This window comes from Faecalibacterium sp. BCRC 81149 (assembly GCF_022750605.1).
Classification (GTDB): Bacteria; Bacillota; Clostridia; order Oscillospirales; family Ruminococcaceae; genus Faecalibacterium; species Faecalibacterium duncaniae.
On the sequence record NZ_QXJA01000004.1, the window covers coordinates 1 to 25,462 of the forward strand.

Annotated in this window: 23 protein-coding genes and 1 pseudogene; 22 read left to right on the forward strand and 2 right to left on the reverse strand. The window is 52.3% G+C overall.

Going from position 1 to position 25,462, the window contains the following annotated elements; all coding sequences use genetic code 11:
- Positions 1–82: 82 nt before the first annotated feature.
- The 11 genes and pseudogenes from D3F01_RS06180 to D3F01_RS06230 all read left to right on the forward strand — a co-directional run.
- A pseudogene (locus D3F01_RS06180) lies at positions 83–1,357 on the forward strand (type IV secretory system conjugative DNA transfer family protein); the annotation flags it as partial.
- 141 nt (positions 1,358–1,498) lie between these two features.
- Positions 1,499–1,714: a Maff2 family mobile element protein gene (locus D3F01_RS06185; protein ID WP_055186938.1), complete on the forward strand. Its 216-nt coding sequence runs from the start codon at positions 1,499–1,501 to the stop codon at positions 1,712–1,714.
- Positions 1,715–1,798: 84 nt separating this feature from the next.
- On the forward strand, positions 1,799–2,281 hold the full coding sequence (locus D3F01_RS06190; protein WP_223452136.1) for a DUF3990 domain-containing protein: 483 nt from the start codon (positions 1,799–1,801) through the stop codon (positions 2,279–2,281).
- Positions 2,259–2,702: a hypothetical protein gene (locus D3F01_RS06195; protein WP_223452135.1), complete on the forward strand. Its 444-nt coding sequence runs from the start codon at positions 2,259–2,261 to the stop codon at positions 2,700–2,702. Before D3F01_RS06190 ends, D3F01_RS06195 begins: the two co-directional genes overlap by 23 nt.
- Positions 2,703–2,734: 32 nt before the next feature.
- Positions 2,735–3,208 carry a hypothetical protein gene (locus D3F01_RS06200; protein ID WP_158403945.1) on the forward strand — a complete coding sequence of 158 codons (474 nt, stop codon included), beginning with the start codon at positions 2,735–2,737 and terminating at the stop codon, positions 3,206–3,208.
- Between the two features lie 269 nt (positions 3,209–3,477).
- Entirely contained in the window at positions 3,478–4,344 is an 867-nt protein-coding gene (locus tag D3F01_RS06205) for a VirB6/TrbL-like conjugal transfer protein, CD1112 family (protein ID WP_117535993.1), read from the forward strand.
- Positions 4,345–4,357: 13 nt separating this feature from the next.
- Positions 4,358–4,723 (forward strand): PrgI family protein, encoded by a 366-nt coding sequence (locus tag D3F01_RS06210; protein WP_242886972.1) that lies wholly within the window; start codon positions 4,358–4,360, stop codon positions 4,721–4,723.
- A complete protein-coding gene (locus D3F01_RS06215) occupies positions 4,695–7,067 on the forward strand; it encodes a VirB4-like conjugal transfer ATPase, CD1110 family (protein ID WP_242886976.1) in 2,373 nt (790 codons plus the stop codon). Before D3F01_RS06210 ends, D3F01_RS06215 begins: the two co-directional genes overlap by 29 nt.
- Positions 7,064–8,797: a CD1108 family mobile element protein gene (locus D3F01_RS06220; protein WP_242886991.1), complete on the forward strand. Its 1,734-nt coding sequence runs from the start codon at positions 7,064–7,066 to the stop codon at positions 8,795–8,797. Before D3F01_RS06215 ends, D3F01_RS06220 begins: the two co-directional genes overlap by 4 nt.
- A 14-nt stretch (positions 8,798–8,811) precedes the next feature.
- Complete coding sequence (locus D3F01_RS06225) at positions 8,812–9,078, forward strand: DUF4315 family protein (RefSeq protein WP_242886994.1); 267 nt, start codon at positions 8,812–8,814, stop codon at positions 9,076–9,078.
- Complete coding sequence (locus D3F01_RS06230; protein WP_242886997.1) at positions 9,062–9,790, forward strand: DUF4366 domain-containing protein; 729 nt, start codon at positions 9,062–9,064, stop codon at positions 9,788–9,790. The genes D3F01_RS06225 and D3F01_RS06230 overlap by 17 nt, the downstream gene beginning before the upstream one ends.
- 122 nt (positions 9,791–9,912) lie before the next feature.
- On the opposite strand, the gene D3F01_RS06235 is transcribed toward D3F01_RS06230, so the two are convergent.
- Positions 9,913–10,080 (reverse strand): hypothetical protein, encoded by a 168-nt coding sequence (locus D3F01_RS06235; protein ID WP_242887000.1) that lies wholly within the window; start codon positions 10,078–10,080, stop codon positions 9,913–9,915.
- Between the two features lie 404 nt (positions 10,081–10,484).
- The gene (locus D3F01_RS06240; protein ID WP_242887003.1) at positions 10,485–11,285 is read right to left on the reverse strand and encodes a PD-(D/E)XK nuclease family transposase; all 801 of its coding nucleotides are present in this window, start codon (positions 11,283–11,285) and stop codon (positions 10,485–10,487) included.
- Between the two features lie 96 nt (positions 11,286–11,381).
- Between D3F01_RS06240 and D3F01_RS06245 the strand changes: the two genes are divergently transcribed.
- The 11 genes from D3F01_RS06245 to D3F01_RS06295 all read left to right on the forward strand — a co-directional run bounded on the left by D3F01_RS06245 (position 11,382) and on the right by D3F01_RS06295 (position 25,456).
- Entirely contained in the window at positions 11,382–13,460 is a 2,079-nt protein-coding gene (locus D3F01_RS06245) for a DNA topoisomerase 3 (protein WP_242887006.1), read from the forward strand.
- Positions 13,460–14,377: an LPD16 domain-containing protein gene (locus D3F01_RS06250; protein WP_242887009.1), complete on the forward strand. Its 918-nt coding sequence runs from the start codon at positions 13,460–13,462 to the stop codon at positions 14,375–14,377. Before D3F01_RS06245 ends, D3F01_RS06250 begins: the two co-directional genes overlap by 1 nt.
- Positions 14,367–14,570: a transposon-transfer assisting family protein gene (locus tag D3F01_RS06255; RefSeq protein ID WP_242887012.1), complete on the forward strand. Its 204-nt coding sequence runs from the start codon at positions 14,367–14,369 to the stop codon at positions 14,568–14,570. Before D3F01_RS06250 ends, D3F01_RS06255 begins: the two co-directional genes overlap by 11 nt.
- A 99-nt stretch (positions 14,571–14,669) precedes the next feature.
- Positions 14,670–15,029 (forward strand): DUF6054 family protein, encoded by a 360-nt coding sequence (locus tag D3F01_RS06260; protein ID WP_149793979.1) that lies wholly within the window; start codon positions 14,670–14,672, stop codon positions 15,027–15,029.
- 29 nt (positions 15,030–15,058) lie between these two features.
- Complete coding sequence (locus D3F01_RS06265) at positions 15,059–15,469, forward strand: arsenate reductase ArsC (RefSeq protein ID WP_242887015.1); 411 nt, start codon at positions 15,059–15,061, stop codon at positions 15,467–15,469.
- 98 nt (positions 15,470–15,567) lie between these two features.
- Positions 15,568–15,960: a hypothetical protein gene (locus D3F01_RS06270; RefSeq protein WP_242887018.1), complete on the forward strand. Its 393-nt coding sequence runs from the start codon at positions 15,568–15,570 to the stop codon at positions 15,958–15,960.
- A gap of 850 nt (positions 15,961–16,810) precedes the next feature.
- Positions 16,811–17,167, forward strand: coding sequence for a TnpV protein (locus tag D3F01_RS06275; protein ID WP_242887021.1), 357 nt, complete (start codon positions 16,811–16,813; stop codon positions 17,165–17,167).
- Positions 17,168–17,535: 368 nt separating this feature from the next.
- The gene (locus tag D3F01_RS06280; RefSeq protein ID WP_242887466.1) at positions 17,536–23,304 is read left to right on the forward strand and encodes a DEAD/DEAH box helicase family protein; all 5,769 of its coding nucleotides are present in this window, start codon (positions 17,536–17,538) and stop codon (positions 23,302–23,304) included.
- Positions 23,301–23,633 carry a plasmid mobilization relaxosome protein MobC gene (mobC, locus tag D3F01_RS06285; protein WP_242887024.1) on the forward strand — a complete coding sequence of 111 codons (333 nt, stop codon included), beginning with the start codon at positions 23,301–23,303 and terminating at the stop codon, positions 23,631–23,633. Before D3F01_RS06280 ends, mobC begins: the two co-directional genes overlap by 4 nt.
- Before the next feature lie 108 nt (positions 23,634–23,741).
- Positions 23,742–24,017, forward strand: a complete 276-nt coding sequence (locus tag D3F01_RS06290) for a hypothetical protein (protein ID WP_242887469.1) — start codon at positions 23,742–23,744, stop codon at positions 24,015–24,017.
- A 53-nt stretch (positions 24,018–24,070) separates the two neighbouring features.
- A complete protein-coding gene (locus D3F01_RS06295; RefSeq protein ID WP_242887471.1) occupies positions 24,071–25,456 on the forward strand; it encodes a relaxase/mobilization nuclease domain-containing protein in 1,386 nt (461 codons plus the stop codon).
- The last annotated feature ends 6 nt before the right edge of the window (positions 25,457–25,462 follow it).

Consider the following 25,462-nt stretch of genomic DNA (forward strand, 5'->3'; position numbering starts at 1 on the left):
GACATTCGCAACGCCGCCATGTGCGGATAAAACCACCGTCAAGGCAGGATGTGTGTTGTTCATAAAATGTTTGCAAATAAAATGCACATTCTGTCTTGACGAAACGCTTCCGAAAGGTAGTATCGTGGTCGAGTGCGGGAACGCCCTCCTGAAGAACGGCTACAAGCTGAAAATCCTGAATACCATTAACTTTTCCAAGAGTATGCACTACAATCCCTTCGCCTATGTCCACAGCGAAAAGGATATTCTGAAACTGGTCACGACCCTGATGACCAACACCAAGGGTGAAGGGTCCGGTGGCGATCCATTTTGGGAAAAAAGCGAACGGCTTTTGCTGACGGCACTGATTGCCTACCTTCACTACGAAGCCCCGGTGGAAGAGCAAAACTTCGCTACGCTGCTGGAAATGCTCAACACTATGCAGGTGCTGGAGGACGACGAGGAATACCAGAATCCGGTGGACTTGCTGTTTGAAGAACTGGCGAAGGAGAAGCCCAACAGCTTTGCCGGGCGGCAGTACAAGCTCTACAAATTAGCTGCCGGCAAGACCGCAAAATCCATCCTTATTTCCTGTGGTGCCAGATTAGCCCCCTTCGACATCCAAGAGCTGCGTGATTTAACGATGTACGATGAGCTGCAACTGGACACGCTGGGCGATAAGAAAACAGCATTGTTCCTCATTATGTCGGACACGGATTCCACCTTCAACTTCCTCATCAGCATGGTCTACACCCAGCTTTTCAATCTGCTGTGCGACAAAGCAGACGATGTGTACGGCGGCAAGCTACCCATCCATGTGCGGTGCCTGATTGACGAGTGCGCCAACATCGGGCAGATTCCCAATCTGGAAAAGCTGGTGGCGACTATCCGCAGCCGTGAGATCTCCGCCTGCCTTGTTTTGCAGGCGAGAAGCCAGTTGAAAGCCATTTACAAGGATAACGCGGATACCATTGTGGGCAACATGGATTCTCAAATTTTTCTGGGCGGCTCCGAACCCACCACCCTGAAAGACCTGTCGGAAATGCTGGGAAAAGAGACCATCGACGCATTCAACACCTCGGATACCCGTGGCAACAGCCCCAGTTACGGCACTACGTTCCAGAAGATGGGGCATGAATTGTTGAGTCGGGACGAGCTGGCGGTGCTGGACGGCGGCAAGTGCATTTTGCAGTTGCGTGGTGTCAGACCGTTTCTTTCTGACAAGTACGATCTGACCCAGCACCCTAACTACAAGCTGACCTCGGACTACGACCCCAAAAACATCTTCGATATTGAAAAGTATCTGAACCGAAAAACAAAAATCCACCCCGGTGATGAGTTCATCGTGGTGGACGCTGATTCGCTCCCGTCTGCCTGACCCGGTAGGCGGTTTTATTTTTATCCCGGCTAGAAAGGTGCACCAGAAAATCAGCCTTGCTGCGGTTATGCAGCGTAAAACTACAAGATTTCGGGTGTGTACAAATGACCGGAAACGCTTTATAATAAAGGAGAAAAGACTATGGAATTCTTCAACTCTGCTATCGAAGTTCTTCAGACTCTGGTCGTGGCTCTGGGTGCCGGTCTCGGCGTGTGGGGTGCCATCAACCTGCTGGAAGGTTATGGTAACGACAACCCCGGCAGTAAGAGTCAGGGCATGAAGCAGCTCATGGCTGGCGGCGGTGTCGCTCTGGTGGGCATCACCCTGATTCCCCTGCTGAGCGGTCTGTTCGGTTAAGAACAGTGGGCGGCGATTGCCGCCCGGTACATATTATAATAAGGAAAGCCATAGTAACGATCTCTCATACAGAAGGTGAAGCAGATGAGCGAGATTTTATTGTATCATGGCAGTAAAGAAGAAGTTGTCTATCCCGAAATCCGCATCACACGGTATACAAAGGACTTTTCTTGGGGATTCTACTGCACGAACAACTATCAGCAAGCCTACCGCTGGGCAGACCGCCGTTCTGCCGATGGCCTTGTGAACGTCTATCGCTATGTAGAAAATCCCGACCTGAAGATCCTGCGTTTCCCTGAAATGTCGGACGAATGGCTGGATTTCATCGCAAAATGTCGTGCAGGCAAAACCCATCCCTACGATATTGTGGAGGGTCCCATGGCAGATGACACCATCTGGGACTATGTCAACGGATTTACGTCCGGGCAAATCAGCCGTGAAGCATTTTGGGCCTTGGCGAAATTCAAGCATCCAACACATCAAATCAGCTTTCATACCGTAAACGCTTTGCACTGCCTGACCTTTGAGAGGAGTGAACCCATCCATGACCGAAAAGCAGAAAAATGATGTTCTCTATGTTTGCAGCCTGATCGAGACCATTGCCCGCAAGACCAAAAATCATCGGCAGGATGTGATCCGTCACTTTACAAAAGCCGACATCGAACGGCAGCTCCGGCTGGCAGAAGTAAACCATTGCCTGTCCTTTGAGCAGGTTTCGGATGAGCTGATTGAAGATCTCAACATCCCGGATGGGGATTTTGATACCGCCGCAGAGTGCCGCTATACGGTTCCTTCTGCAACCTCCATCGGAATGCTGTACCAGGGGCTGGTGCTGTCCACCATGAAGGATGAGGATGCTGCACAGGCAATTCTGGATGTTTTTTCGTCGTTTATCACGGATGAGATCTCCGATTTCAATTCCAACGTATACTACACCAATCCTGATTATCTCCGCTGCTCCTATCTGGAGGGCAAGATGCTTGCTTGATTTCCACTTTCTTACCGCTAGGAGCATCGCAAATGAACGATTACAAGCCTTACAAACAGCTCAAGCAGAAACAGAAAGCTAAAGTTGTAGAGCGGATATATAAAGAACTGCATCAGTTCTTTTCCGATAACCAACGGTTTCCTGATACCCCGGATGAACATGAGTTGCTTGCTCGTCAAATTTTTTCGCACATTCCATACCATGTTTCCTTTGACGAGTTCTATGCCGTATATAATAAAAAGCATTCCGCTATTGAACAGCGTCTTGCAGAGAAAGGAATGCCGGAACATCTGCTTCATCGTGAGGAACGCAGACAGGAAAAACTGAATCGTCCTGCTGTAAAAATGACAAAGCCCCACAGAAAGAAGAAAAAGAAACAGGTGTTCGAGCCACTCGTGGAACAGAATGATGATTTCTTCTTTATTGCTGGTTATACTTCTGGCGGTGCTCCTTATGGTGTCACATGGGAAGAAATGGGCCTGGAGCCTTGGGAAGAACTTATATAAATATTGTTGCCATTGCCGATTGCCAAAAGCAGTCGGCATTTTTGTTTTCATCGGCTTCTGAGGCGATTATTCCATACGGCGGCTTGAGCAGCAACGGAAAGCCCTCTGTGGTTTGCAGTTTTATTGAATGTCCGTGCTCCAAGCCGTGTCTTTTATCCACTCATCCACGAAAGGCGGTGCTATTATGCAGCTTCTGACCCACATTATTTTTCTCCTGAACGTCCTGAAAAACATCATCAACCACTTCAGCTAAGGACGGTGACTGCTGAATGGAAACCGTTCTCAAAGCCATTGCCGACTGGATCAAAGGTATCCTGACGGCAGGCATTATGTCAAATCTCAGCGGGTTATTCGACGATGTGAACACGCAGGTCGGCAATATCGCCCAGCAGGTGGGCACCAAGCCCTCCAGCTTTGAGCCGCGCGTTTTCGCAATGATTGAGGCGTTGTCCCGGAACGTGGTGTTACCCATAGCAGGCATCATCCTGACCTTCATCGCCTGTTATGAATTGATTGAGATGATCACCCAGCACAACAACATGGCACAATTTGAGCCTGCACTCATCATGCGTTGGATCTTCAAAACGGCGGTGTCGGTGTGGCTCATCAGCAATACTTTCGACATCGTGATGGCGGTCTTTGACCTGACACAGAAGGTGGTGTCTGATTCCAGCGGCATCATTGCCGGAAACACCCGTGTCAACGACATTGGCTTGTCGATGCTGGAAGCCAGCCTGATGCAGATGGATGTAGGACCCCTGTTCGGGCTTTTCCTGCAAAGTTTCTTCATCGGCATCACCATGCGGATATTGAGCATCATCATTTTTGTCATCGTCTACGGGCGTATGATTGAAATCTACTGCATGGTGAGCCTTGCGCCCATCCCCATGGCGACCTTCGGCAACCACGAGCAGAGCCACATGGGGCAGAACTACCTGAAATGCCTGTTCGCATTGGGCTTTCAAGGCTTTCTCATCCTCATCTGCGTGGCGATTTACGCCGTGCTGATCCAGAGCGTGGCGATTTCCGGGGATGCTATTAACTCCATTTGGAGCATTGTGGGCTACACCGTCCTGCTCTGTTTCAGCCTGTTCAAGACCAGCTCCGTAACCAAATCCATTCTCGGAGCGCATTAAAGGAGGTGCTTTATTGGCTGCGTATATTTCCGTTCCCCGTGACCTGACGAAAGTGAAATCGAAGGTCGCATTCAACCTGACGAAACGGCAACTGCTTTGTTTCGGCACAGCGGCTCTCATTGGAGTGCCGCTGTTTTTTGTTCTCCGGGATTCCGGCGGCAACACTACCGCCACCCTCGGCATGATGGCGGTGATGCTGCCGGCGTTCTTCCTTGGAATGTACGAGAAAAACGGACAGCCCTTGGAAAAGCTGCTGTCGTACTATGTGCAGTCCCGGTTTGTCCGCCCGAAGATTCGCCCCTACAAGACCGACAACTACTATGCGATTTTGATGAAGGGAGGCATGACCGATGATTCCGTTTTGGAAAAAGACCGATAAAAGCGGCAAGAAAAAGCCGCCGAAGCCTGCTGTGCCCCGGACCGCCCAGCAATCTATCCCCATGCAGCGGATGTTTGAGGATGGCACCTGCCGGGTGAAAGCAAACTACTACACCCGCACCATCCAGTATCAGGACATCAACTATCAGTTGGCACAGCAGGAGGATAAGACTGCGATTTTTGAGGAATGGTGCAGTTTCCTCAACTTTTTCGACAGCTCCATCAAATTTGAACTGTCCTTTGTGAACATGGCAACCGACAGCACCGAGTTTGAAAAAAGCATCCGCATTCCGTTCCAGAAGGACGGTTTCGACGATGTTCGTGCCGAGTATTCCCAGATGCTGCGCCAGCAGCTTGCCAAGGGCAATAATGGTCTGACCAAGACCAAGTTCATCACCTTTGGCGTGGAGGGCGAGAGCATGGCGCAAGTCAAGCCCCGGCTCGACCACATCCAGAACGATCTGCTGAACAACTTCCACCGGCTGGGTGTGCAGGCAAAGCCCCTGAATGGTGTCCAGCGGCTGAAACTCATGCACGATATGTTCAACATGGACGGTGCCAGCAAGTTTCACTTTGACTGGAAAGACCTTGTGAAAAGCGGCCTTTCCGTGAAGGATGCCATTGCGCCGACTGCCTTTGCGTTTAAGAACAGCCGCACCTTCCAGATGGGCGGCATCTTTTGCGCCGCCAGCTTTCTGAGCATCACGGCATCCGACATCAGCGACCAGCTTTTGAAGGACTTTCTGGATATGGATTCCTCGCAGATTGTTACCATGCACATTCAGAGTGTCGATCAGAATCGTGCCATCAAGACGGTCAAGCGCACCATCACGGAACTGGATCGCAGCAAGATCGAGGAGCAGAAGAAAGCCATCCGTGCCGGATATGATATTGACATCATTCCGTCGGATTTGGCGACCTACGGCAGAGATGCCAAAGCCCTGCTCAAAGAATTGCAGAGCCAGAACGAGCGGATGTTCCTTGTCACTTTTCTGGTGCTGAACACCGGGCGCACGGAGCAGGAGCTGGAAAACAACGTCTTTCAGGCCAGCTCCATTGCCCAGAAGCACAACTGCAATCTGTGCCGGTTGGATTTCCAGCAGGAGCAGGGCTTGATGAGCAGCCTGCCGCTGGCAGACTGCCAGATCGAAATTCAGCGGGGACTGACCACCAGCAGCACGGCTATCTTCATCCCCTTTACCACGCAGGAATTGTACCAGAGCGGAAAAGAATCGCTGTACTACGGCTTGAATGCCCTGTCCAACAACCTCATCATGGTGGACCGTAAAAAGCTGAAAAACCCCAACGGTCTGATTCTCGGCACTCCGGGAAGCGGCAAAAGTTTCTCAGCAAAGCGTGAAATCACCAACGCTTTTTTGGTGACGGACGATGATATTATTATCAATGATCCCGAAGGCGAATACTCGCCGCTGGTGAACCGGCTGAAAGGTCAGGTCATCAAAATCAGCCCCAACAGCACCCAATTTGTCAACCCTATGGACATCAACGCCAACTACTCCGAGGAGGATAACCCACTTTCCCTGAAAGCTGACTTTATCCTTTCTCTCTGCGAACTGGTGGTGGGTGGAAAGGAGGGTCTGCTGCCGGTAGAAAAGACGGTCATTGACCGCTGTGTGCATCTGATTTACCGCAAGTATTTTGCCGACCCCTGCCCGGAGAATATGCCCATCCTTGAGGACTTGTACAACGCCCTGCTCCAACAGGACGAAAAAGAAGCCCACCATGTTGCCACGGCGTTGGAAATCTACGTCAAGGGCAGTTTGAACCTGTTCAACCACCGCACCAACGTGAACGTCAATAACCGCATCGTTTGTTATGACATCAAAGAGCTGGGCAAGCAGATGAAAAAGCTCGGTATGCTTGTCATTCAGGATCAGGTCTGGGGCAGAGTGACCGCCAACCGTACCGCAGGAAAATCTACCCGGTACTATGCAGACGAGTTCCATTTGCTTTTGAAAGAGGAACAGACTGCGGCGTATTCCGTGGAGATTTGGAAGCGTTTCCGCAAGTGGGGCGGCATCCCGACAGGGTTGACCCAGAACGTAAAAGACCTTCTTTCTTCGCGTGAGGTCGAGAATATTTTTGAAAATTCCGACATGATTATCATGCTGAATCAGGCGGCTGGCGATAGGCAAATCCTCGCAAAACAGCTCAACATTTCGCCGCACCAGCTTTCCTATGTGACCCATTCCGGCGAGGGCGAAGGGCTGTTGTTCTTCGGTAATGTGATTCTGCCTTTCGTAGACCGCTTCCCGACTGACTTGGAACTGTACCGCATTATGACCACCAAGCTGGGCGAGGTTTCGGAGGGTGCGCAGAAATGAGTAATCCGAAGCTGAACTTCAAAGAGGAAACGTCCGCAAAAAAGACCCGTTCGCCCCCGGAGAAAGCAAAGGTCGAGCAAACACAGCCCAAAAAGAAAAAGCTGAAGCTGGACACGGACAAAGCCAAGGAAAAGGCGCAGCACCTCCGCTTTGGCAAAGCCGAACTGACCCCGGACGAACTGAGCCGGTTGAGCAAGGCGCAGAAGCGGGAGATGTACGCCGCCCATGCCGCCCGGTCTGCGGTGCATCGGGAGGTTGACCAGTACGAGGATGAAAACGTCGGTGTGCAGGCGTTGAGCGAGGGCGAAAAGGCGGCTGGCAATATCAGGGATATTTCCAAGAGCAGATACGCCCGCAAACTCAAGAAGAAAGCCAAGATGCAGGGCAAAAAGGGTGCCAAAACCGCAAAATCTTCCGTGCAGAAGCCGACCTCGGCACAAGATGCAGGCGCATCCGGCACCGGCGAGGGCGGCTCCAACTGGCTTTCACGCTGGAAACAGCGGCAAGAAATCCACAAAAGCTACTATGCCGCCGCCCATTCGGGTACAGCGGCGCAGACCGCAGGCGGTAAGGCGGCATCCAACGGTGCATCTGCCGCCCGGTCCGGCGTGGAACAGGCGGTAGAAAAGGGCAAAACTGCCGTCAGCACCGCCGTAAAGGGGCTGGTGAATGCCGCCAAAGGCAACGCGCACGTTCTGGTGATCGTGGGCGTTTTTCTTTTGCTCATCCTCATGGTGATGTCGGGCTTTTCCTCCTGCGGCATCCTCTTTTCAGGCGGCACACAGGTGTCCGGGCAGACCATGTATTCTGCCGAGGACAGGGACATCCGGGGTGCAGAGCAGGACTACAAGAAGCTGGAAAAGGAACTGGATAAAAAAATCAAGCGCACCCCTACCGACCACCCCGGCTACAACGAGTACCAGTACCACCTTGACCCCATTGAACACGACCCGTGGCAGCTCACTTCATTCCTGACCACTCTGTATGATGATTACACCCGGTCGGAAGTGCAGGGCAAGCTGAAGGAGACCTTCAAAAAGCAGTACAAGCTGACCACATGGGTGGAGGTGCAGATTCGGTATAAGACGGTCTGGGTCATCAGCCCGGCAGGAATCCCGGTTCCCACGCAGGTGCCCTATGAGTATCGCATCTTCCACACCAAGCTGGTGAACCGTGGCTTGGAGGTGGTCATCCGGGAGGAGCTGGACAACGACCAGTGGAAACGCTACGAGATTTTCCAAGACACCTTGGGTGGCAGACCCTACCTGTTCAACGGCGGTCTACCGCCCGGTGGCTCCGATGGCTCCGGCGCACCGGGCATCGACTATACCGTTCCGGCAGAAGCCCTGACCGACAGCGAATTTGCCGCCATCTACAAGGAAGCCCAAAAGTATGTGGGTACGCCCTACGTCTGGGGCGGCTCTACCCCGGAAACAGGCTTTGACTGTTCGGGCTACGTCTGCTGGGTGTACAACCAGAACGGCTACGATGTGGGGCGCACCACCGCCAACGGCTTGTGGCAGAAAAGCCAGCACATTTCCGAAGCCGAAGCAAAGCCCGGAGATCTGGTCTTTTTCAAAGGAACCTACGACACCCCCGGCATGAGCCATACCGGAATCTATCTGGGCAACGGCATGATGGTCAGTGCCGGCGACCCCATCAAGTACGCAAACATTCACTCGTCCTACTGGGAGAAGCATCTCGCCGGGTTCGGACGGCTTTCAAAATGATTGGAGAAGTTACTATGAGCGAAAAATCGGATAAACTGCGGGCGATGCTGGCAAAAGAGAAAGAACGCCGCATCAAACTGAACAATCGTATCGAGATTTTGGAGCGGCGCATTCAGGAGGAGGATTCCGCCGAGGTCAACGAGATGGTGCGGACTGCAAAAGTCACGCCGGAACAGCTTGCTGCTCTGCTGCGGCAGTCGGCTACCGCCACCCCGAACCCGGCTGCGCTGTCTGCCGTGGGTGCAACTTTCGAGAAGGAGATCGATGCAGATGAAGATTAAGAAACTGGGCGCGCTGCTGGTATCGGCGGCGCTGTGCGCTGGCATGGCAGCTCCTGCCTTTGCCTATGGCGATGATTCCACCCCGGTGGAGCAGCCTGTTCTGCCGGAGACGGTGGAGGATGTTATCACCGTCACGGACGAAACATCTGGTGCCCTTACCCCGGAGGGCAACCTGACGCTGGTGGACGATTACCACACCAATTATTCCGATGGCAGCGGACAGCAGTTCATTACGCTGGTCAGCAAGTCGGGCAACACCTTCTATCTGGTCATTGATCGCAACGCCAAGGGACAGCAGACCGTCCACTTTATGAACCTTGTGGACGAAGCCGACCTGCTGGCTCTGATGGAGGAAGAAGATGCCGATGCCTATACCGCCGAAAAAGAAGCGGCGGCGCAGGCTGAACAGGACAGGCTGAAAGCCGAGGAGGAAGCCAAGAAAGCTGCCGAGGAAGCGGCGGCATCCGGCACGGAGCAGTCCAAGGAGAATAAGGTCACAAAGATCGCATCCGGCTTTCTGGGCGTGGTGGTGCTGATCGCACTGGCGGCAGGCGGCGGCTTCTATTTCTATCGCCAGCAGATGCAGAAGAAAAAAGCCGAAAAAGAAGCCCTTGACCCCGATGCAAACTACACCGAGGACAAGGGCGATTTTGAGATTCCGACCGAGGACGAGCCGGAGGACACCGGCAAGGAGGATAACACAGAAGAATAATTTTATGGCGGCGTTTGCCGCCTTACATACTAAAAAACGGGATGCCATAAAAATAGCACCCCATTCTAATATTAAAACAAACTGAAAGTCATCCAGTTGAAAAGACCCACTTGCCAGATGCATTAACGCCTGTTTTGCCCGAAAACCACCCCAATTACGATAAAAATGACGAGAATAACAATGCATAATGCCTTCCATCCCACAGTGATTTTCAAATCACTGTGATCAAAGAAAAATGCAAACACGCCAAATAAACCGCATAAGAAAGAGATAATGTTTACGATGTTCATACTAGACCTCCTATTTGTCACTGTGGATTCAAATAGGAACTCAGCATTCAAAACAGAGAATCAAATAGACGAACTGACGCCTACCCGAAGTGAACAACAACCGTAAGTCAATGCATCATGGCACCCACCCTACGCTCACATAAATGAGTGTCTGTCTGCTAATAGAGTAATACATTCGTCGCTTTCTTCACATAAAATAATCGCTCTAAAATCTAGATAATTATATCTTATGTTGCCATAGAACGTTTATATTATCAAATGCATCATATAAAATGTCTTACCAAAAGGCATTTTAGAATACCTTGCCGCCTTTTCACAAAGCACCCCATCGGCGAGAGCGCACTCGATTTGTTCATCTCCACGCATTTCTTCCATTACTCGGCACATAACAGTATTTTATTTTATCAGGCAGATTTCTTGCTGGCAAGTTCTTTGACTTCTTCAATAGACAATTTAGAATACTTTGCCACCTTTTCATAAGGCATTCCATCTGCGAGCATCTCCAAAGCACACTCGATTCGTTCATCCTTACGCATTTCTTCCATTGCTCTGCACATAGTTGCCACTCCCTTCGCATCGTGCTTAAAGTATTGTACCCGATTTGCAAGCACCGAATAGAACATATCTTTTGCATCGGTACAGAAAAAGTCATGCATCAGTTTTCCGAGGGCAGTTTCATCCTTGATTTGAGAGTTCACATAGATGATATGTGACTGGTCGTTGAAAACTGCACCGGTTTCTTCTACCATACGATGAATATGGTAAATCGGCAATCCAGCCTTTAACACATCGTTCTCCGTGATGAAGATAATATATGTTTCGTTCAAGGCATCATAATTGCTGCCAGAATGAGTGAGGTTTGCATCCAGCAGGCTGCTGTTGTAGCGGGCGCGTTTTTCGCTTGCCCCACGGTCACTGCGTTGCACCTCGATATTATATGCCCGATTCTGCTCATCAACAGCCAGAATATCCAGACGAACGGAGCGTCCCTGCAAATTCTTGATACTGTACTGACCATGCACTTCACGAACCTTCAAATCCGCTCGTTTGAGAATGATTTGAAGCAAAAATTCTGCACAAGCAGGGTCTTCAAAAACCGCCGCCATGAAATCGTCATCAATCAGGCGCAGGCCTCTCAGACGTTGTAAATCCTGCTCGTGTTTACGTTCAAAATCCAGTTCTTGCTGTGTTTTGTTTTCAGACATTGGTTCACCCGCTTTCTTTCTTCTTTCAAGAACATAGTACCATAATCCAATCTTTTTTACAAGATGACACCATTTATAAAAAGGAGTTGATGCTTATTGTCTTATTGCTTGGTAGTGGCGGAAAAGCCCTCTGTCGGGGCAGCTTACGCAAAGGTCCTCGGTGCGACCAATCGACAGGATGGTTATTGGGAGGGCAACGGTTATCTCGTCAGCTGGTGCGTTGGTCATCTGGTGGAACTGGCACCGCCCAATGTTTATGATGCCAAATACGTCAAGTGGAGCATTGCAGACTTGCCCATCCTACCGCAGAAGTGGCAGTATCTGGTGTCTGCCAGCACCAAAAAGCAGTTTGGCATCCTGCAAAAACTTATGCACCGCCCGGATGTGGACAGCATGATCTGTGCTACGGACGCAGGGCGCGAGGGAGAACTGATCTTCCGCTTGGTGTGCCAGCAAGCGGGATGCAAAAAGCCCTTTACCCGCCTGTGGCTGTCCAGCATGGAGGAAAACGCCATCCGGGAAGGCTTTGCAAGTCTGAAACCGTCAACTGAATATGATGCACTGTATCAGGCTGCACTCTGCCGGGAACGTGCCGATTGGATAGTCGGTATTAATTCGTCCCGGCTTTTTTCATGCTTGTATGGTCGCCCTTTAGCAGTTGGGCGCGTCATGACCCCTACGCTGGCAATGGCTGTACAGAGAGAAGCTGCCATTTCTGCTTTTACCCCAGAAAAGTTCTACACGGTTTCGTTAGCATTTGCCGATGGCGGTACAGCATCCAGCAAGCGATTCTCACAGAAAGCGGATGCGGAAACTCTGCTTGCCAACTGCCGAAAGGAGGTCAGCACAGTGGTACAGAAAGTAGAACGTAAAGAGAAAACTGAAAAGCCACCGCAGCTCTATGACCTGACAACACTCCAGCGAGAAGCCAACCGCTTGCTGGGGTTTACGGCACAGCAGACCTTGGATTATGCCCAAAGTCTTTACGAAAAACGGCTCATCACCTATCCCCGCACGGACAGCCGCTTTTTGACTGAGGATATGGCGGCATCTCTGCCGGGGCTGGTGACGGATACGGGCAAGGCGTTTGCCGTGGAGGAACCGCTTCCCATCAATGTGCAGCAGGTCATCAATGGCAGCAAGGTCACCGACCACCATGCGCTGCTGCCCACGAAAAGTATGGCAAAAGCGGACCTTGCCGCCCTCCCTGCGGGGGAGCGGAATGTCCTGCGGTTGATTGCCGCACGGCTGCTCTGCGCCGTAGGCGAGCCGCACCGCTATGCAGAAACCACGCTCACCACCATCTGTGCCGGGGAGGAATTTACCGTCAAAGGCAAGGTGGTTCTGTCGGAGGGATGGAAAGCCATGGATCGGAAAATGCTGGGCGAACTGTTGGGCAAGCAGAAAGAACAGGCTGCTCTGCCAGATGTACAGGAGCAGAGCCAGTGCAGCATTGCCGGTGCCGAACTGAAAGAGGGGCAAACGTCCCCGCCGAAGCACTTTACCGAGGACACCCTGCTGCACGCTATGGAAACCGCCAGTGCAGACAGTATGCCGGAGGGCGTGGAGCGTCAGGGCATCGGCACCCCTGCAACCAGAGCCGCCACCATCGAAAAGCTGGTGCAGAAGGGCTTTCTGGAGCGCAAGGGCATCAAGAAAACCAAGGTGCTGCTGCCCACCGATAAGGGCAAAGCCCTCATCACCGTGATGCCCGAAGAAATCCAATCCCCGGAAATGACCGCCGATTGGGAAACAAAGCTGCTGCAAATCGAGCGCAGCGAAATGGAACCGGAAACTTTTATGACTGAAATTAAAGAGATAATCTCCTCGCTGGTAACGACCACCGAGGCTGCGAAAGGAGCGAATGCGCTTATGAAAAACAAAATCATTGGTGTCTGTCCCAACTGTGGTGCAAATGTTGTGGAGCGTGAAAAGGGCTGGTTCTGCGAGAACCGGGAGTGCCGCTTCGTGCTGTGGAAGGACAATGCGTTCTTCAAGCGTTTGGGCAAGCGGCTGGACGCTCATGTGGCGGACAAGCTGCTGCGGGATGGTCGTGTGCGTCTGAAGGACTGCAAGAGTGCCAAGGGCAAGACCTACAACGCCACCGTGCTGCTGTCCTGTGAAACCGATGGCCGCAGCAAGTTTTCTCTGGAATTTGAGAATGGGGGCTGCTGATGGAGCAGAAAACCGAAGCGCTCTACCTCATCAATGGGGACAGATTCCTGCATCTGCGGGAAAACGGTGCCGGGGTCGGTTTTGCCACCTACGATTGTGCCACCGGTGCGCCGCTGGAAAGCGGTCAGATTTCCAAGCAAAATCTGCCACCGGATGGCCGCAACGCCATTCCTGCCGCCCGGAACTGGTATCTGTTTGAGCTTTCCAGCGATGACCGCAAGGCGATTCAGGAGGTCAGCTTGCAGCACCTTGATACCATTCCGCAGTCTGGTGTTCGCAGGCGGCGCATCTGGGATGATCCTACAATTCCCAGAGATGATGTCCGGCTTATCAACAGCCACTATGATGATCTCTACCGTGTGCTGAATCATGGTGTGATTCAGGTTGACCGTTCCGATGGCAGCAGTTACACGGCACGGGTCGAGCATCTGGACGATTATCATTTTGATCTGGGCGAGTACGGAAACGTCTATCATATCGCCCAGTTTGGCGAGATGATGGAGCGTAACAGTTCGACCGCCTATCCTGAAATCCAGACACAGGACGAGCAAGGCGCATGGGAGCTGGGCGGCAAGGGCTATCTTGCTATCCAGTCCTGCGAGGATGGCTGGGATTATACTCTCTATCACAGCGATTATTCTGTGATAGATAGTGGGCAGATCGACGCACCTGAATTGACGATTCAGGAAGTCCGGGAGCAGATTCTGGAAGCGCACCACATGGAAAAGGGGCGGCGGTTGCTGAAGGACTATGACCTTATCATGGACAAGGTTGCGGAAGCCGAAGAACTGGGGCTGTCCAACCGTCCTTCCACATTGGAAAAGCTGGCGGAACTGGCTGGCACAAAAGAGAAGTGCGATGCCCCGGAGTGCAACCCCACCGTCTGCCGGAAAACGAGGGATGCCCATGAACTTTGACCATGAGGAACTGATGCTGATGATGCTCTACAACACCGGCACCCTGCTGGGGCTTATCCACGAACTGCGGCTCATGCAGTGCTACCTGATGCCCGATGAGACTGCTCTGCGGGAACTGTCCGAACAGGTCATCGAGAAGCTGAAACTGCTGACCGATGCGGAGTTTGCCGAACTGGAATTTCCCCCGGACTGACTTTTGCCGCCGATTGGCGGCGTACATGAGCTCTTTTACAATGGGGTTCGGTGTGGTATACTGAACTCGACAAATCGGAATTTGAAAGGAGCGTTTTCAATGGCAAGCAAGAAAGTCGAAATGTATGCTAAAAAACGATATGAATTAGATGAAATCAAAAATAAAATCAAAGAAGAATTTGATAAACGTAAGTTCTCCGATGTGGAATTCAAAGACGAAATTATACGTGAATTGGGAGACACCAAAACACTACTATTAATTTTTGAAAACTGGTTTTTACGAACAGGAAGTTATGCCAGTTTAGTAATTATGTTATCCGAGTATCAGGGGTATCAGAGTGCAGATATTATTGCCACTGGTGGTAAAGAAGCTTTCTTTTCTTTTGGTGCAGAAGGTGACTTTGCAAAGTTTGGAGAAGATGCTTTGAAGAATTTAGGCTTTCAAGGAAAAGTTAGATAAATTCCAGTTTGTGGGGAAGGAATACCTATATGTCAAAAACCAAAATCGCCTTTATATGTGTCCATAATTCCTGCCGTAGCCAGATTGCCGAGGCCTTTGGCAAGGTACTGGCCGCGGATGTGTTTGAAAGCTACTCGGCTGGAACCGAAACCAAACCGCAGATCAATCAGGATGCTGTGCGCCTAATGAAAGAACTATATGGCATCGACATGGAAAAGACACAGTATTCCAAGCTGATTTCTGCAATTCCAAAGCCGGATATCGCTATTTCCATGGGCTGCAACGTCAGCTGCCCTTTCATTGGCAGACCTTTTGATGAGAATTGGGGTCTGGATGACCCTACCGGGAAAAGCGATGATGAATTCAAGGCAGTCATGGAGCAGATTCGTCAGAATGTCCTTACGTTAAAATCGAAACTTTGCGACGGTTCCAGTTTTTGAAACTCTCAAAAATATGGTCTTGATAACACAATTGGATTCATGCTATACTAAGGCTACTTTATCATTTCAGATTCAAAATAGAAAGCGGAGGATAGCCAATGGATAACAAAAAAAGATCACCCATCGACCGCCTGCTTTTTGCAACCTTTCTGAAAGGCCGCACTCCTTCCCGTGATGTATGGGAAGAAAAGGGCGATATGACCCCCGAAGATAACCAGAAGATCATCGAGGAAACCAACGAGATCATCAACGATGATTCCACCTATCCCTTCATCAGCTACCTGTCCGACCTGCTTGCCAAATCCAAGCCTTCCGATGATGCGGTCAAGAAACTGCACGACTGCATCGACAAAGTTGCCGCCGCACTGGGGCAGGACAGCACCGATGTGTTCCGTGCGCTCCTTGCAAAGCTGATCGAGGAGCCGGAAGAAAAGCAGACCTTTGACCGTCTGCTGGAGATGGCAGAAAAGTTTGCCGCAAAACACGAATAAAACACCATAGATTCCATAAGCGAGTGACCTGAAAAGGCCGCTCGCTTTTTTGTTTACCATGAACTTGAAGGGAGGAACGCTATGCCAAGCAAAACCGAAGAATATCTCGCCCTTGCCCAGCGCACAGCCAACGGCTTGACCCGGTATTGGGAAAGCTGGACGGACTACCTGACCACTGCATCCCGGCTGTACAAGTACCCCTTTGCCGACCAGCTCATGATCTACGCCCAGCGCCCGGATGCCACCGCCTGCGCCGACTTTGACATCTGGAACAATCGGATGAACCGCTATGTGCGCCGGGGTGCCAAGGGCATCGCCCTGCTGGACGAATCCAGCGGATTCCCCCGGCTGCACTACGTTTTCGATGTGTCGGACACCGGGGTGCGCCGCAATTCCCGTGACCCGGAGGTGTGGCAGTTCAACGATGACCTGAAACAGCCTGTTTCGGAAATGTTGAGTAAGACCTATGGCATCGGCGGGGAGCGTGTCAGCCAGCAGCTTGCAGATATTGCCGGAAAACTGGTAGCAGATTACTGGGACAACAATGGCGGCGACATCCGTGCCATCGTTGACGGTTCGCTGCTGATGGATTATGATGAAGCCGGGGTGGAGATGCAGTTCAAGTCCGCTGCCGCCATCAGCGTCACCTACACGCTGCTGGAACGCTGCGGCTTTGAGCCTGCCGGGTGGTTCGACAAGGACGACTTCCAAGCAATCCACGATTTTTCCACCCCGGATAGTGTCTACGCCCTCGGCGCAGCCGTCAGCGACATGAGCCGGGAGGTGCTGCGGAATATTGAGCGCACCGTGAAAACTACCATTCGCCGCCACAATGCAGAAAGGAGCCAATATGAATACGAACAGCAGGAACGTGACCTACTCGACCGTCGGGGACTACCAGCTCCCGAACCTGATCCTGAACCAGCCCCGGAAGCCGCTGGGCAAGTACGGCAGGCTGCGCCGGACCTACCTGAAGGAGCATCGCCCGGTGCTGTACCACACGATGCTCTTGTCGGGGAGCCTGTACCCGCACCTGACGGAGGTGGAGCAGAACGCAGTAGCGATGAAGGAGCATCTGATGGCCGAACTGCTGAAGCAGAACCCAGCCCCGGACAAAGCGCAGAACCAACTGATGTGGGTGCAGCACATGAACAGTCTGAAAGCGCAGGCAGAGGAACTGGTGATGACGGAGCTGATCTACAGCTAAGTTTTCTGGATGCCGTCCTCCCCACCGAAGCCCAGCAAATCGAAAAAATCGACCGAGCGGAGAGCGAAAAAACGCCCTCCGCTTTTATTTTGTCGCAGGCTGAAATTGAGAACGAACTGCGTAAGCATGGTTCTGGGTTTGCAGGTGGCAAGCAGCGCATTATGGCACTGTACCAAACCCAGCCTGACCGCAACCTCCGTGCCAAGGCGTTGGCAAAGGAGTATGGCATCGGTGGGCATTCTCACGATTATCTGGATGGCAGTAGCGGTTTTGTGAACCATGATGGAAAGGGGTTGGAATTTGTTCGTTACCCCGACCACCAGAAAATCACCCTGAAATGGGCGCAGGTGGAAAAGTATATCGACCTGATGATCCAATCCGACCGCTACCTGACCGATGAGGAAAAAGAGCAGCGTACTGCCAGACAGGAAGCTGAGTGTCAGCTTCCGATGCTGGATGGCACTGTTGCCGCAGAGTACACTGCTCTGAAAGAACAGTATCCCAACACCCTCGTGGGCTTTGAACTGAACGGTAACTATCTGTTCTATGACAAAGATGCCGTTGCTGTGGAGCGGATTCTGCGCACCAATCTTCTGTCACAGGAAAATGTGTTTGGCAAAGTCAAAGTAACTGGTTTTCCGAGTGAGCAGTGGGCAGCAGAATCTAAAAAGCTGTGGGCAGCGGGCAACAACGTCTATCTGGCTGGCTTGAACGAAGATGGCTCCCACCACCAGACAAAATATCTCCGGGAAGCGGATTATCTGCCAATCGGCAGCATCATCAAGCTGGATGGCCGGGATTTTCGGGTGGAACACGTTAATTTTACGTTCAAATCCGTCAGTTTGCAGGACATGGAGCTGACGAAAAACAGACTGCCCATTTTCCGCAATGAGCATCTTCCGCACATCAGAGAACTGTACGAAGAACAGCAGGCCGCAGCCATTGATCTGGTTCCCGAAAAAGAGGTCAGCTATAAGGTCGGGGACGAAGTTGTAGTAGACCTTCCCACCAGAACGATTGAAGGAACAGTAGGCTATATCGGTGATACCGATGTGCGCATCGACACCAGCGCACAGGGGCAGTCGTGGGATAACGAAGTTATCAACAAACGACAATTCGAGGACGGTCTGCGGCAAGTTGAGCCGGAACTATCGGACGAAGAACTGGACGAACTGCCCATCTCTACTGTGATGGACGGAAAAGTGCAGACCTTCCCGGATGCCGCAACCTTGGATGAAGCCCTGAATGCTGAACCTGCGCCAGAATCTGCCGGGAACTTCCACATCACGGATGATGATTTGGGTGTCGGAGGTCCTAAGCAGAAGTACGCGCGGAACATTGAAGCCATCCGTACCCTAGTCAAGCTGGAACAGGAGCACCGGGGTGCCACTGCCGAGGAACAGCAGGTGCTTTCCCAGTATGTGGGCTGGGGCGGTCTGGCAGATGCCTTTGACCCGGATAAGGATAACTGGGCAAAGGAATACGCAGAACTGAAAGGGCTGCTCTCTGAGGATGAATACGCCGCCGCCCGTTCCAGCACTCTGAACGCCCACTACACCTCCCCGGTGGTGATTCGCTCTATTTATGATGCGGTCGAAAAGGTGGGCTTCCAGTCTGGCAACATTCTGGAGCCGTCCATGGGTGTAGGCAACTTCTTTGGAATGCTGCCGGACAGCATGGCGGACAGCCGTTTGTACGGCGTGGAGCTGGACAGCATCACCGGGCGCATTGCGAAAAAACTGTACCCGCAGGCTGACATTACCGTGGCTGGCTTTGAAACCACCGACAGGCGTGACTTTTATGATCTTGCCGTGGGAAACGTACCTTTCGGTCAGTACAAGGTCAACGATAAGGCGTACAACAAGTTGGGATTTAGTATCCACAACTACTTTTTCGCCAAGGCCATCGACCAAGTGCGTCCGGGCGGCATCGTGGCGTTTGTCACCAGCCGCTATACCATGGACAGCAAGGACAGCACCGCCCGCAAGCACATGGCAGAGCGTGCTGACCTGTTGGGGGCTATCCGTCTACCGAATAATGCGTTTCGCGCCAATGCTGGCACGGATGTTGTCAGCGACATTATCTTCCTGCAGAAGCGTGACCGCCCCATCGACCATGAGCCGGACTGGGTGCAGTTGGGCAAAACCGAGGATGGCTTTGCCATCAACCAGTATTTCGTAGACCACCCGGAGATGGTGCTGGGCGAACTGACCATCGAAAGCACCCAATACGGACGAGAGGAATTGACCGTTGCTCCCATCGAGGGCGCCAGCCTTGCCGACCAGCTTGCAGAAGCGGTGCAGCATATTGAGGGACAATACACCGAAATTGAGGTAGAAACACTAGATATTGCGGATGCCGAAAACGAGAAGCATATTCTCCCGGCTGACCCGGAGGTCAAAAACTTCTCCTACACGGTGGTGGACGGCGAAGTTTTCTACCGGGAAAATTCCGTGATGACGCAGGTAGAACTGTCCGACACTGCCAAGGGGCGTGTCACCGGCATGGTGGAACTGCGGCAGATCGTCAACGAGCTGATTCAGCAGCAGTTGGAGGATTACCCGGACGAGGACATCAAGGCAACGCAGGAGCATTTGAATGCCGCCTACGATGCCTTTACTGCCAAATACGGGCTGTTGAACGACCGCAAAAATGGGCGGCTGTTTGAGCAGGATTCCTCTTACTATCTGCTCTGCTCTTTGGAAAATCTGGACGAGCAGGGGCAGCTTAAATCCAAAGCGGCGATGTTTACGAAACGCACCATTCGCCCGGAGCGCACCGTCACCAGCGTGGATACCCCCAGCGAAGCATTGGCGGTGTCCATCGGAGAGCATGGCAAGGTGGACTTGCCCTATATGGCGGAGCTGCTGGGCACACCCGGCGAGTACGGGCGCATTACCACCGAACTCTCCGGCGTGATCTTCAAAGACCCTGCCGCCGACCCCACCGACCCGGAAGCGGGCTGGCAGATGGCAGACGAGTACCTGTCCGGCGATGTCCGGGCAAAGCTGCGGATGGCGCAGTTTGCCGCCGAGACCAACCCGGAGTTTTCCGTCAATGTGGAGGCACTGACCAAGGCGCAGCCCAGAGAGCTGGAAGCCTCCGAAATTGATGTGCGCTTGGGTGCAACGTGGATCGACCCCAGTATTATCCAGAAGTTTATGACCGAGACCTTCCAGATCCCCTACTATCTGCGTCATGCTGTCAAAGTGAGATATTCTCCGTATACCGCCGAGTGGCGTGTGGAGGGCAAGACTGCCACCGGGCGGAGCGACATTATTTCCTCCGAGACCTACGGCACCAGCCGTGCCAATGCCTATAAGATTCTGGAGGAGACCCTGAACCTGAAAGATGTCCGCATCTACGACACCATCGAGGATGCCGAGGGCAAACCCAAACGTGTGCTGAACAAGCGGGAAACCATGCTGGCACAGCAAAAACAGCAGGTCATCAAGGATGCTTTCGCCAACTGGGTCTGGCAGGACCCCCAGCGGCGCATCTCGCTGGTAAAACAGTATAACGAACTGTTCAACTCTACCCGCCCTCGTGAATACGATGGCTCCCACATTCACTTTGTTGGCATGAACCCGGAGATCACCCTCCGGGAACACCAGCGCAACGCCATCGCTCATGTGCTTTATGGCGGTAATACGTTGCTTGCACACGAAGTTGGGGCTGGGAAGACCTACGAGATGGCTGCGTCTGCCATGGAAGCAAAACGCCTTGGCTTGTGCCAGAAAAGCCTTTTCGTAGTGCCCAACCATTTGACAGAACAGTGGGCTTCGGAGTTTCTGAACCTCTACCCGAATGCCAAGCTGTTGGTGGCACGGCGCAAGGACTTTGAAACTGCCAACCGCAAAAAATTCTGCGCCCGCATCGCCACCGGCGACTACGATGCCGTCATCATCGGCCATTCGCAATTTGAGCGCATTCCGCTGTCCTTTGAGCGGCAGGAGCGTATCATTCAGGAGCAAATTTATGAAACGCTTGCCGCTATCAATGAGCTGAAAGTCCACGCAGGCGAGAATTTCTCCATCAAACAGATGGAAAAGACCCGGAAAACGCTGGAAACCAAGCTGGAAAAACTGCGCTCCGATGAGCGTAAAGACGATGTAATTACCTTTGAACAACTGGGCGTTGACAGACTTTTTGTGGACGAGAGCCATTTTTACAAGAACCTCTTTTTAACCACAAAAATGCGGAATGTCGCAGGATTATCCACCAGCGAAGCGCAAAAATCCAGCGATATGTTTGGCAAATGCCGCTATCTGGACGAGATCACCGGCGGACGTGGCGTGGTGTTTGCCACGGGTACGCCTGTGAGCAACTCCATGACCGAACTGTACACGGTCATGCGGTACCTCCAATACAGCACCCTCCAGCAGAAAAAGCTGACCCACTTCGACTGCTGGGCATCCACCTTTGGCGAGACTACCACAGCCATCGAATTAGCTCCCGAAGGTACAGGCTACCGTGCCCGCACCCGATTCGCCAAGTTCTTTAATCTGCCGGAACTGATGTCCATGTTCAAGGAGGTTGCAGACATCAAGACTGCCGACCAGCTTCATCTGCCTGTGCCGGAGGCAAAGTTTGAAACGGTGGTGGCAAAGCCGTCCGACCTCCAAAAGGAGATGGTGCAGGAGCTGAGCAAGCGTGCCGCCCGCATCCACTCCGGCACCGTGGATGCGTCTGTGGACAATATGCTCTGCGTCACAAACGACGGCAGAAAAATCGGTCTGGATGTGCGCCTGATGAACCCCACGCTGCCGGATGACCCCAACAGCAAGCTGAACGTCTGTGTACGGAACGTGCTGAAGATCTGGGAGGAGGGCAAAGACCAGAAGCTGACTCAACTTTTGTTCTGCGACCTCTCCACGCCGAAAAATGACGGTAACTTTAACGTGTATGAGGATATTCGTAAGAAGTTGGTTGCCGCCGGTGTGCCGGAAAACGAGATCGAGTTTATCCACAACGCCGATACCGAAGCGAAAAAGGCAGCTTTGTTCTCCAAAGTGCGCTCCGGCGATGTGCGAGTTTTGCTCGGAAGTACAGCGAAAATGGGAGCAGGCACCAACGTGCAGTCCCGGCTTGTAGCGGTGCATCACTTGGATGTTGGCTGGAAGCCCAGCGACATGACCCAGCGCAACGGGCGCATCATCCGACAGGGCAATATGAATAAGGAAGTCAAGGTGTTCAATTACGTCACAGAAGGGACATTTGACAGCTACCTCTTTCAGACCCTTGAGAATAAACAACGATTCATCAGCCAAATCATGACTTCCAAATCCCCGGTGCGCTCCTGCGAGGATGTGGACGAACAGGCACTTTCCTATGCGGAGATCAAGGCACTGTGTGCCGGAAATCCGCTCATCAAGGAGAAGATGGATTTGGATGTGCAGGTGGCAAAGCTGAAGGTGCTGAAAGCTGACCACCAGAGCCAGAAATTCCGCTTGCAAGACAAGCTGCTGACCAAGTTCCCGGCTGACATTCAGGAAACGAACGCCTATATTACCGGGCTGAAAGCGGACGCACAGCTCGCCGCCGCCCATCCGCAGGGCAAGGAGGAGTTCTGCGGCATGGTCATCAAGGGCGTTGCCTACGACGAGAAAAAGACCGCCGGTGAGCGTCTGGTGCTTGCCTGCTCGGAACTGCCAAACGCTGAGGAAAAAGTCATCGGCAGTTACCGGGGCTTTGAACTGTCCCTGCGGTTCGATGCTTTCCGCACGGAGTATCAGGCTCTTTTGAAGGGGCAGCGAAAGTACACGGTACCTTTGGGCAACGACCCGCTGGGCAACATCATCCGTCTGGACAATTCGCTGAACAACTTCTCAGAGCGTATCACCGCCACAGAAAACGAGCTGACTACCCTGCATCAGCAGCAGGCGGCGGCGCAGATCGAGGTGGAAAAGCCTTTCCCGCAGGAGGAAGAGTTGGCAGAGAAATCCGCACGGCTTGCGGAGCTGAACGCCCAGTTGGATGTGGACGAAAAAAGCCACGAGCCAGAACAGGACGAGGAAGAACAGGAGGATGCCCCTCGCCGCCCCTCGGTGCTGGCGGCGCTGGAAGAAAAATCGGACAAGCCGGAGCCGGTGAAGCCCTTCAAAAGCTATCTGGACAAGGACGGTGATGCCCGGTGAACGACCGTCGCGACCAGCAGCTCCATTTCCGGGTCAGCAAGCCGGAGTTGGAACGGATCCGGAACAAAATGGAATCCAGCGGCATTCTGAGCATCGGCTCCTATCTGCGCAAGATGGCGCTGGACGGATATTGTTTGCATCTGGATCTGCCACAGCTGCGCCGCATGGCGTATCTTTTGCAGATGTGCAGCAACAACCTGAACCAGTACGCCAAACGTGCCAATGAGAGCGGCAAAATCTACGCCACCGACATGGAGGACCTGCGGCAGCGGCTGGATGAGCTGATCGACATTGGTCGGCAGATTCTCTCCCGGCTGGCTGAACTCTAAAATTTTCTCCGCAGTTGGAGGACTGCGGAGATACATAAGGGTTGACATCCTTGCAACGCAATGGTTGACACCTTTATAATAGGGGCGAAAGAAAGGCAGGTGCTGGATATGAGGTTCGTTTTTAAGATGATCGTTTTCCCGTTTTGGCTGCTTACGGCTTTCCTTGCGCTGATGCTGAAATGGGCGCTGAACTTGTCGGCGTTTGTGCTGGCTCTGCCCATGCTGTATATTTTTGGCTGCGGCCTTTATACGCTGTACTGCCGGGAATGGCTGCAGTTTTTGATTTTGCTGGTGGCGGAGTTTGGCTGTTTTACGCTGATCTTCATGGGTGCTTTGATCGTAGAGGCAGCGGAGCGTTTTAATGGCTGGATTGCAGGATTATAAAATATTTATGCCGCCACTGTGCGGCATTTTCTTTTTGCCGGGAGGTGGTCAAACTGGCTGCAACAAGATTGATTGCACTGCACAAAAACAAGGGGAAATCCGTTGCGGCCTGCCTGAAAAGCCGCACGGATTACGCCCAGAACCCGGACAAGACACAGCAGGGCGAACTGGTCAGCAGTTACGAATGCAGTCCCCTAACCGTAGATGAAGAATTTATGCTTTCCAAACGCCAATACGAATTTGCCACCGGGCGCAGGCAGAAAAGTGATGTGATCGCCTATCAGATTCGTCAATCGTTCAAGCCCGGAGAGATCACCGCAGAGGAAGCCAACAAGGTGGGCTACGAACTGGCAATGCGTTTCACCAAAGGCAAGTATGCGTTTATCGTTGCCACCCACACGGACCGGGAGCACATCCACAACCACATTATTTATAACTCCACTGCGCTGGACAGCACACGGAAATTCCGGGATTTTTTATTGTCCGGGCTGGCGGTGCAGCGGTTGAGCGATTTGATTTGTCTGGAACATCAGTTGTCCGTTATTGAAATCAAGCCGTACCGGGAGCGGCAAAAGCGCACACTTTATCCACCCAAAGAAAGCAATCGAGATAAGTTGTGTGCCGTAATTGACAACATCCTGCTGAACGAGAAACCTGCAAGTTTCGAGAGCTTCCTTCAAAAGCTGGAACAGCAGGGCTACGAAATCAAACGGGGAAAGTACACTTCGGCCAAAGGAACACGGCAGAAACGCTTTATCCGTTTTCGGAGACTGGGCGCAGGATACAGTGAAGATGAAATCAAGGCGGTCATTGCCGGAGAAGCCGAACACCGCCCGCATCAGAAGCAGCCACCGAAAGAGCAGCCGTTCCACCTGTTGGTGGACATTCAGGCAAAGCTCTCTGAGGGCAAAAGCGAAGGCTATGCACGGTGGGCGAAACGCTACAATTTGAAAGAGATGTCCAAGACCCTGATTTTTTTGCAGGAAAATAAAATCGGCAGCATCGAAGAAATGCAGGAGCGTGTGGATGCCGCTACTGCTCACTATCACGAACTGGGCGATTCCATTAAAGCGGCTGAGAAGCGGTTGGCAGAAATTGCGGTGCTGAAAGCGCACATCATCAACTATGCCAAGACGCGACCAGTCTATGATGCCTACCGAAAGACCGGATACAGCAAGCACTTTCTGGAAGGTCATCGTGCAGAGATCACACTGCACAAGGCGGCGAAAGCGGCATTCGATGAAGCTAACCTGAAAAAGCTCCCCAAGGTGAAAGAACTGGATACGGAATATTCCAAGCTGCTGACGGAAAAGAAAGCACTCTACCCGGACTATCGTAAAGCGAAAGAAGAAATGCAGGAGCTTCTTCGTGCAAAGAGAAACGTAGAACTGTTCTTTGCAGAGGAAAAGAGCAGCACCGAAAAAACGAAGTCCCGATAAACGAAG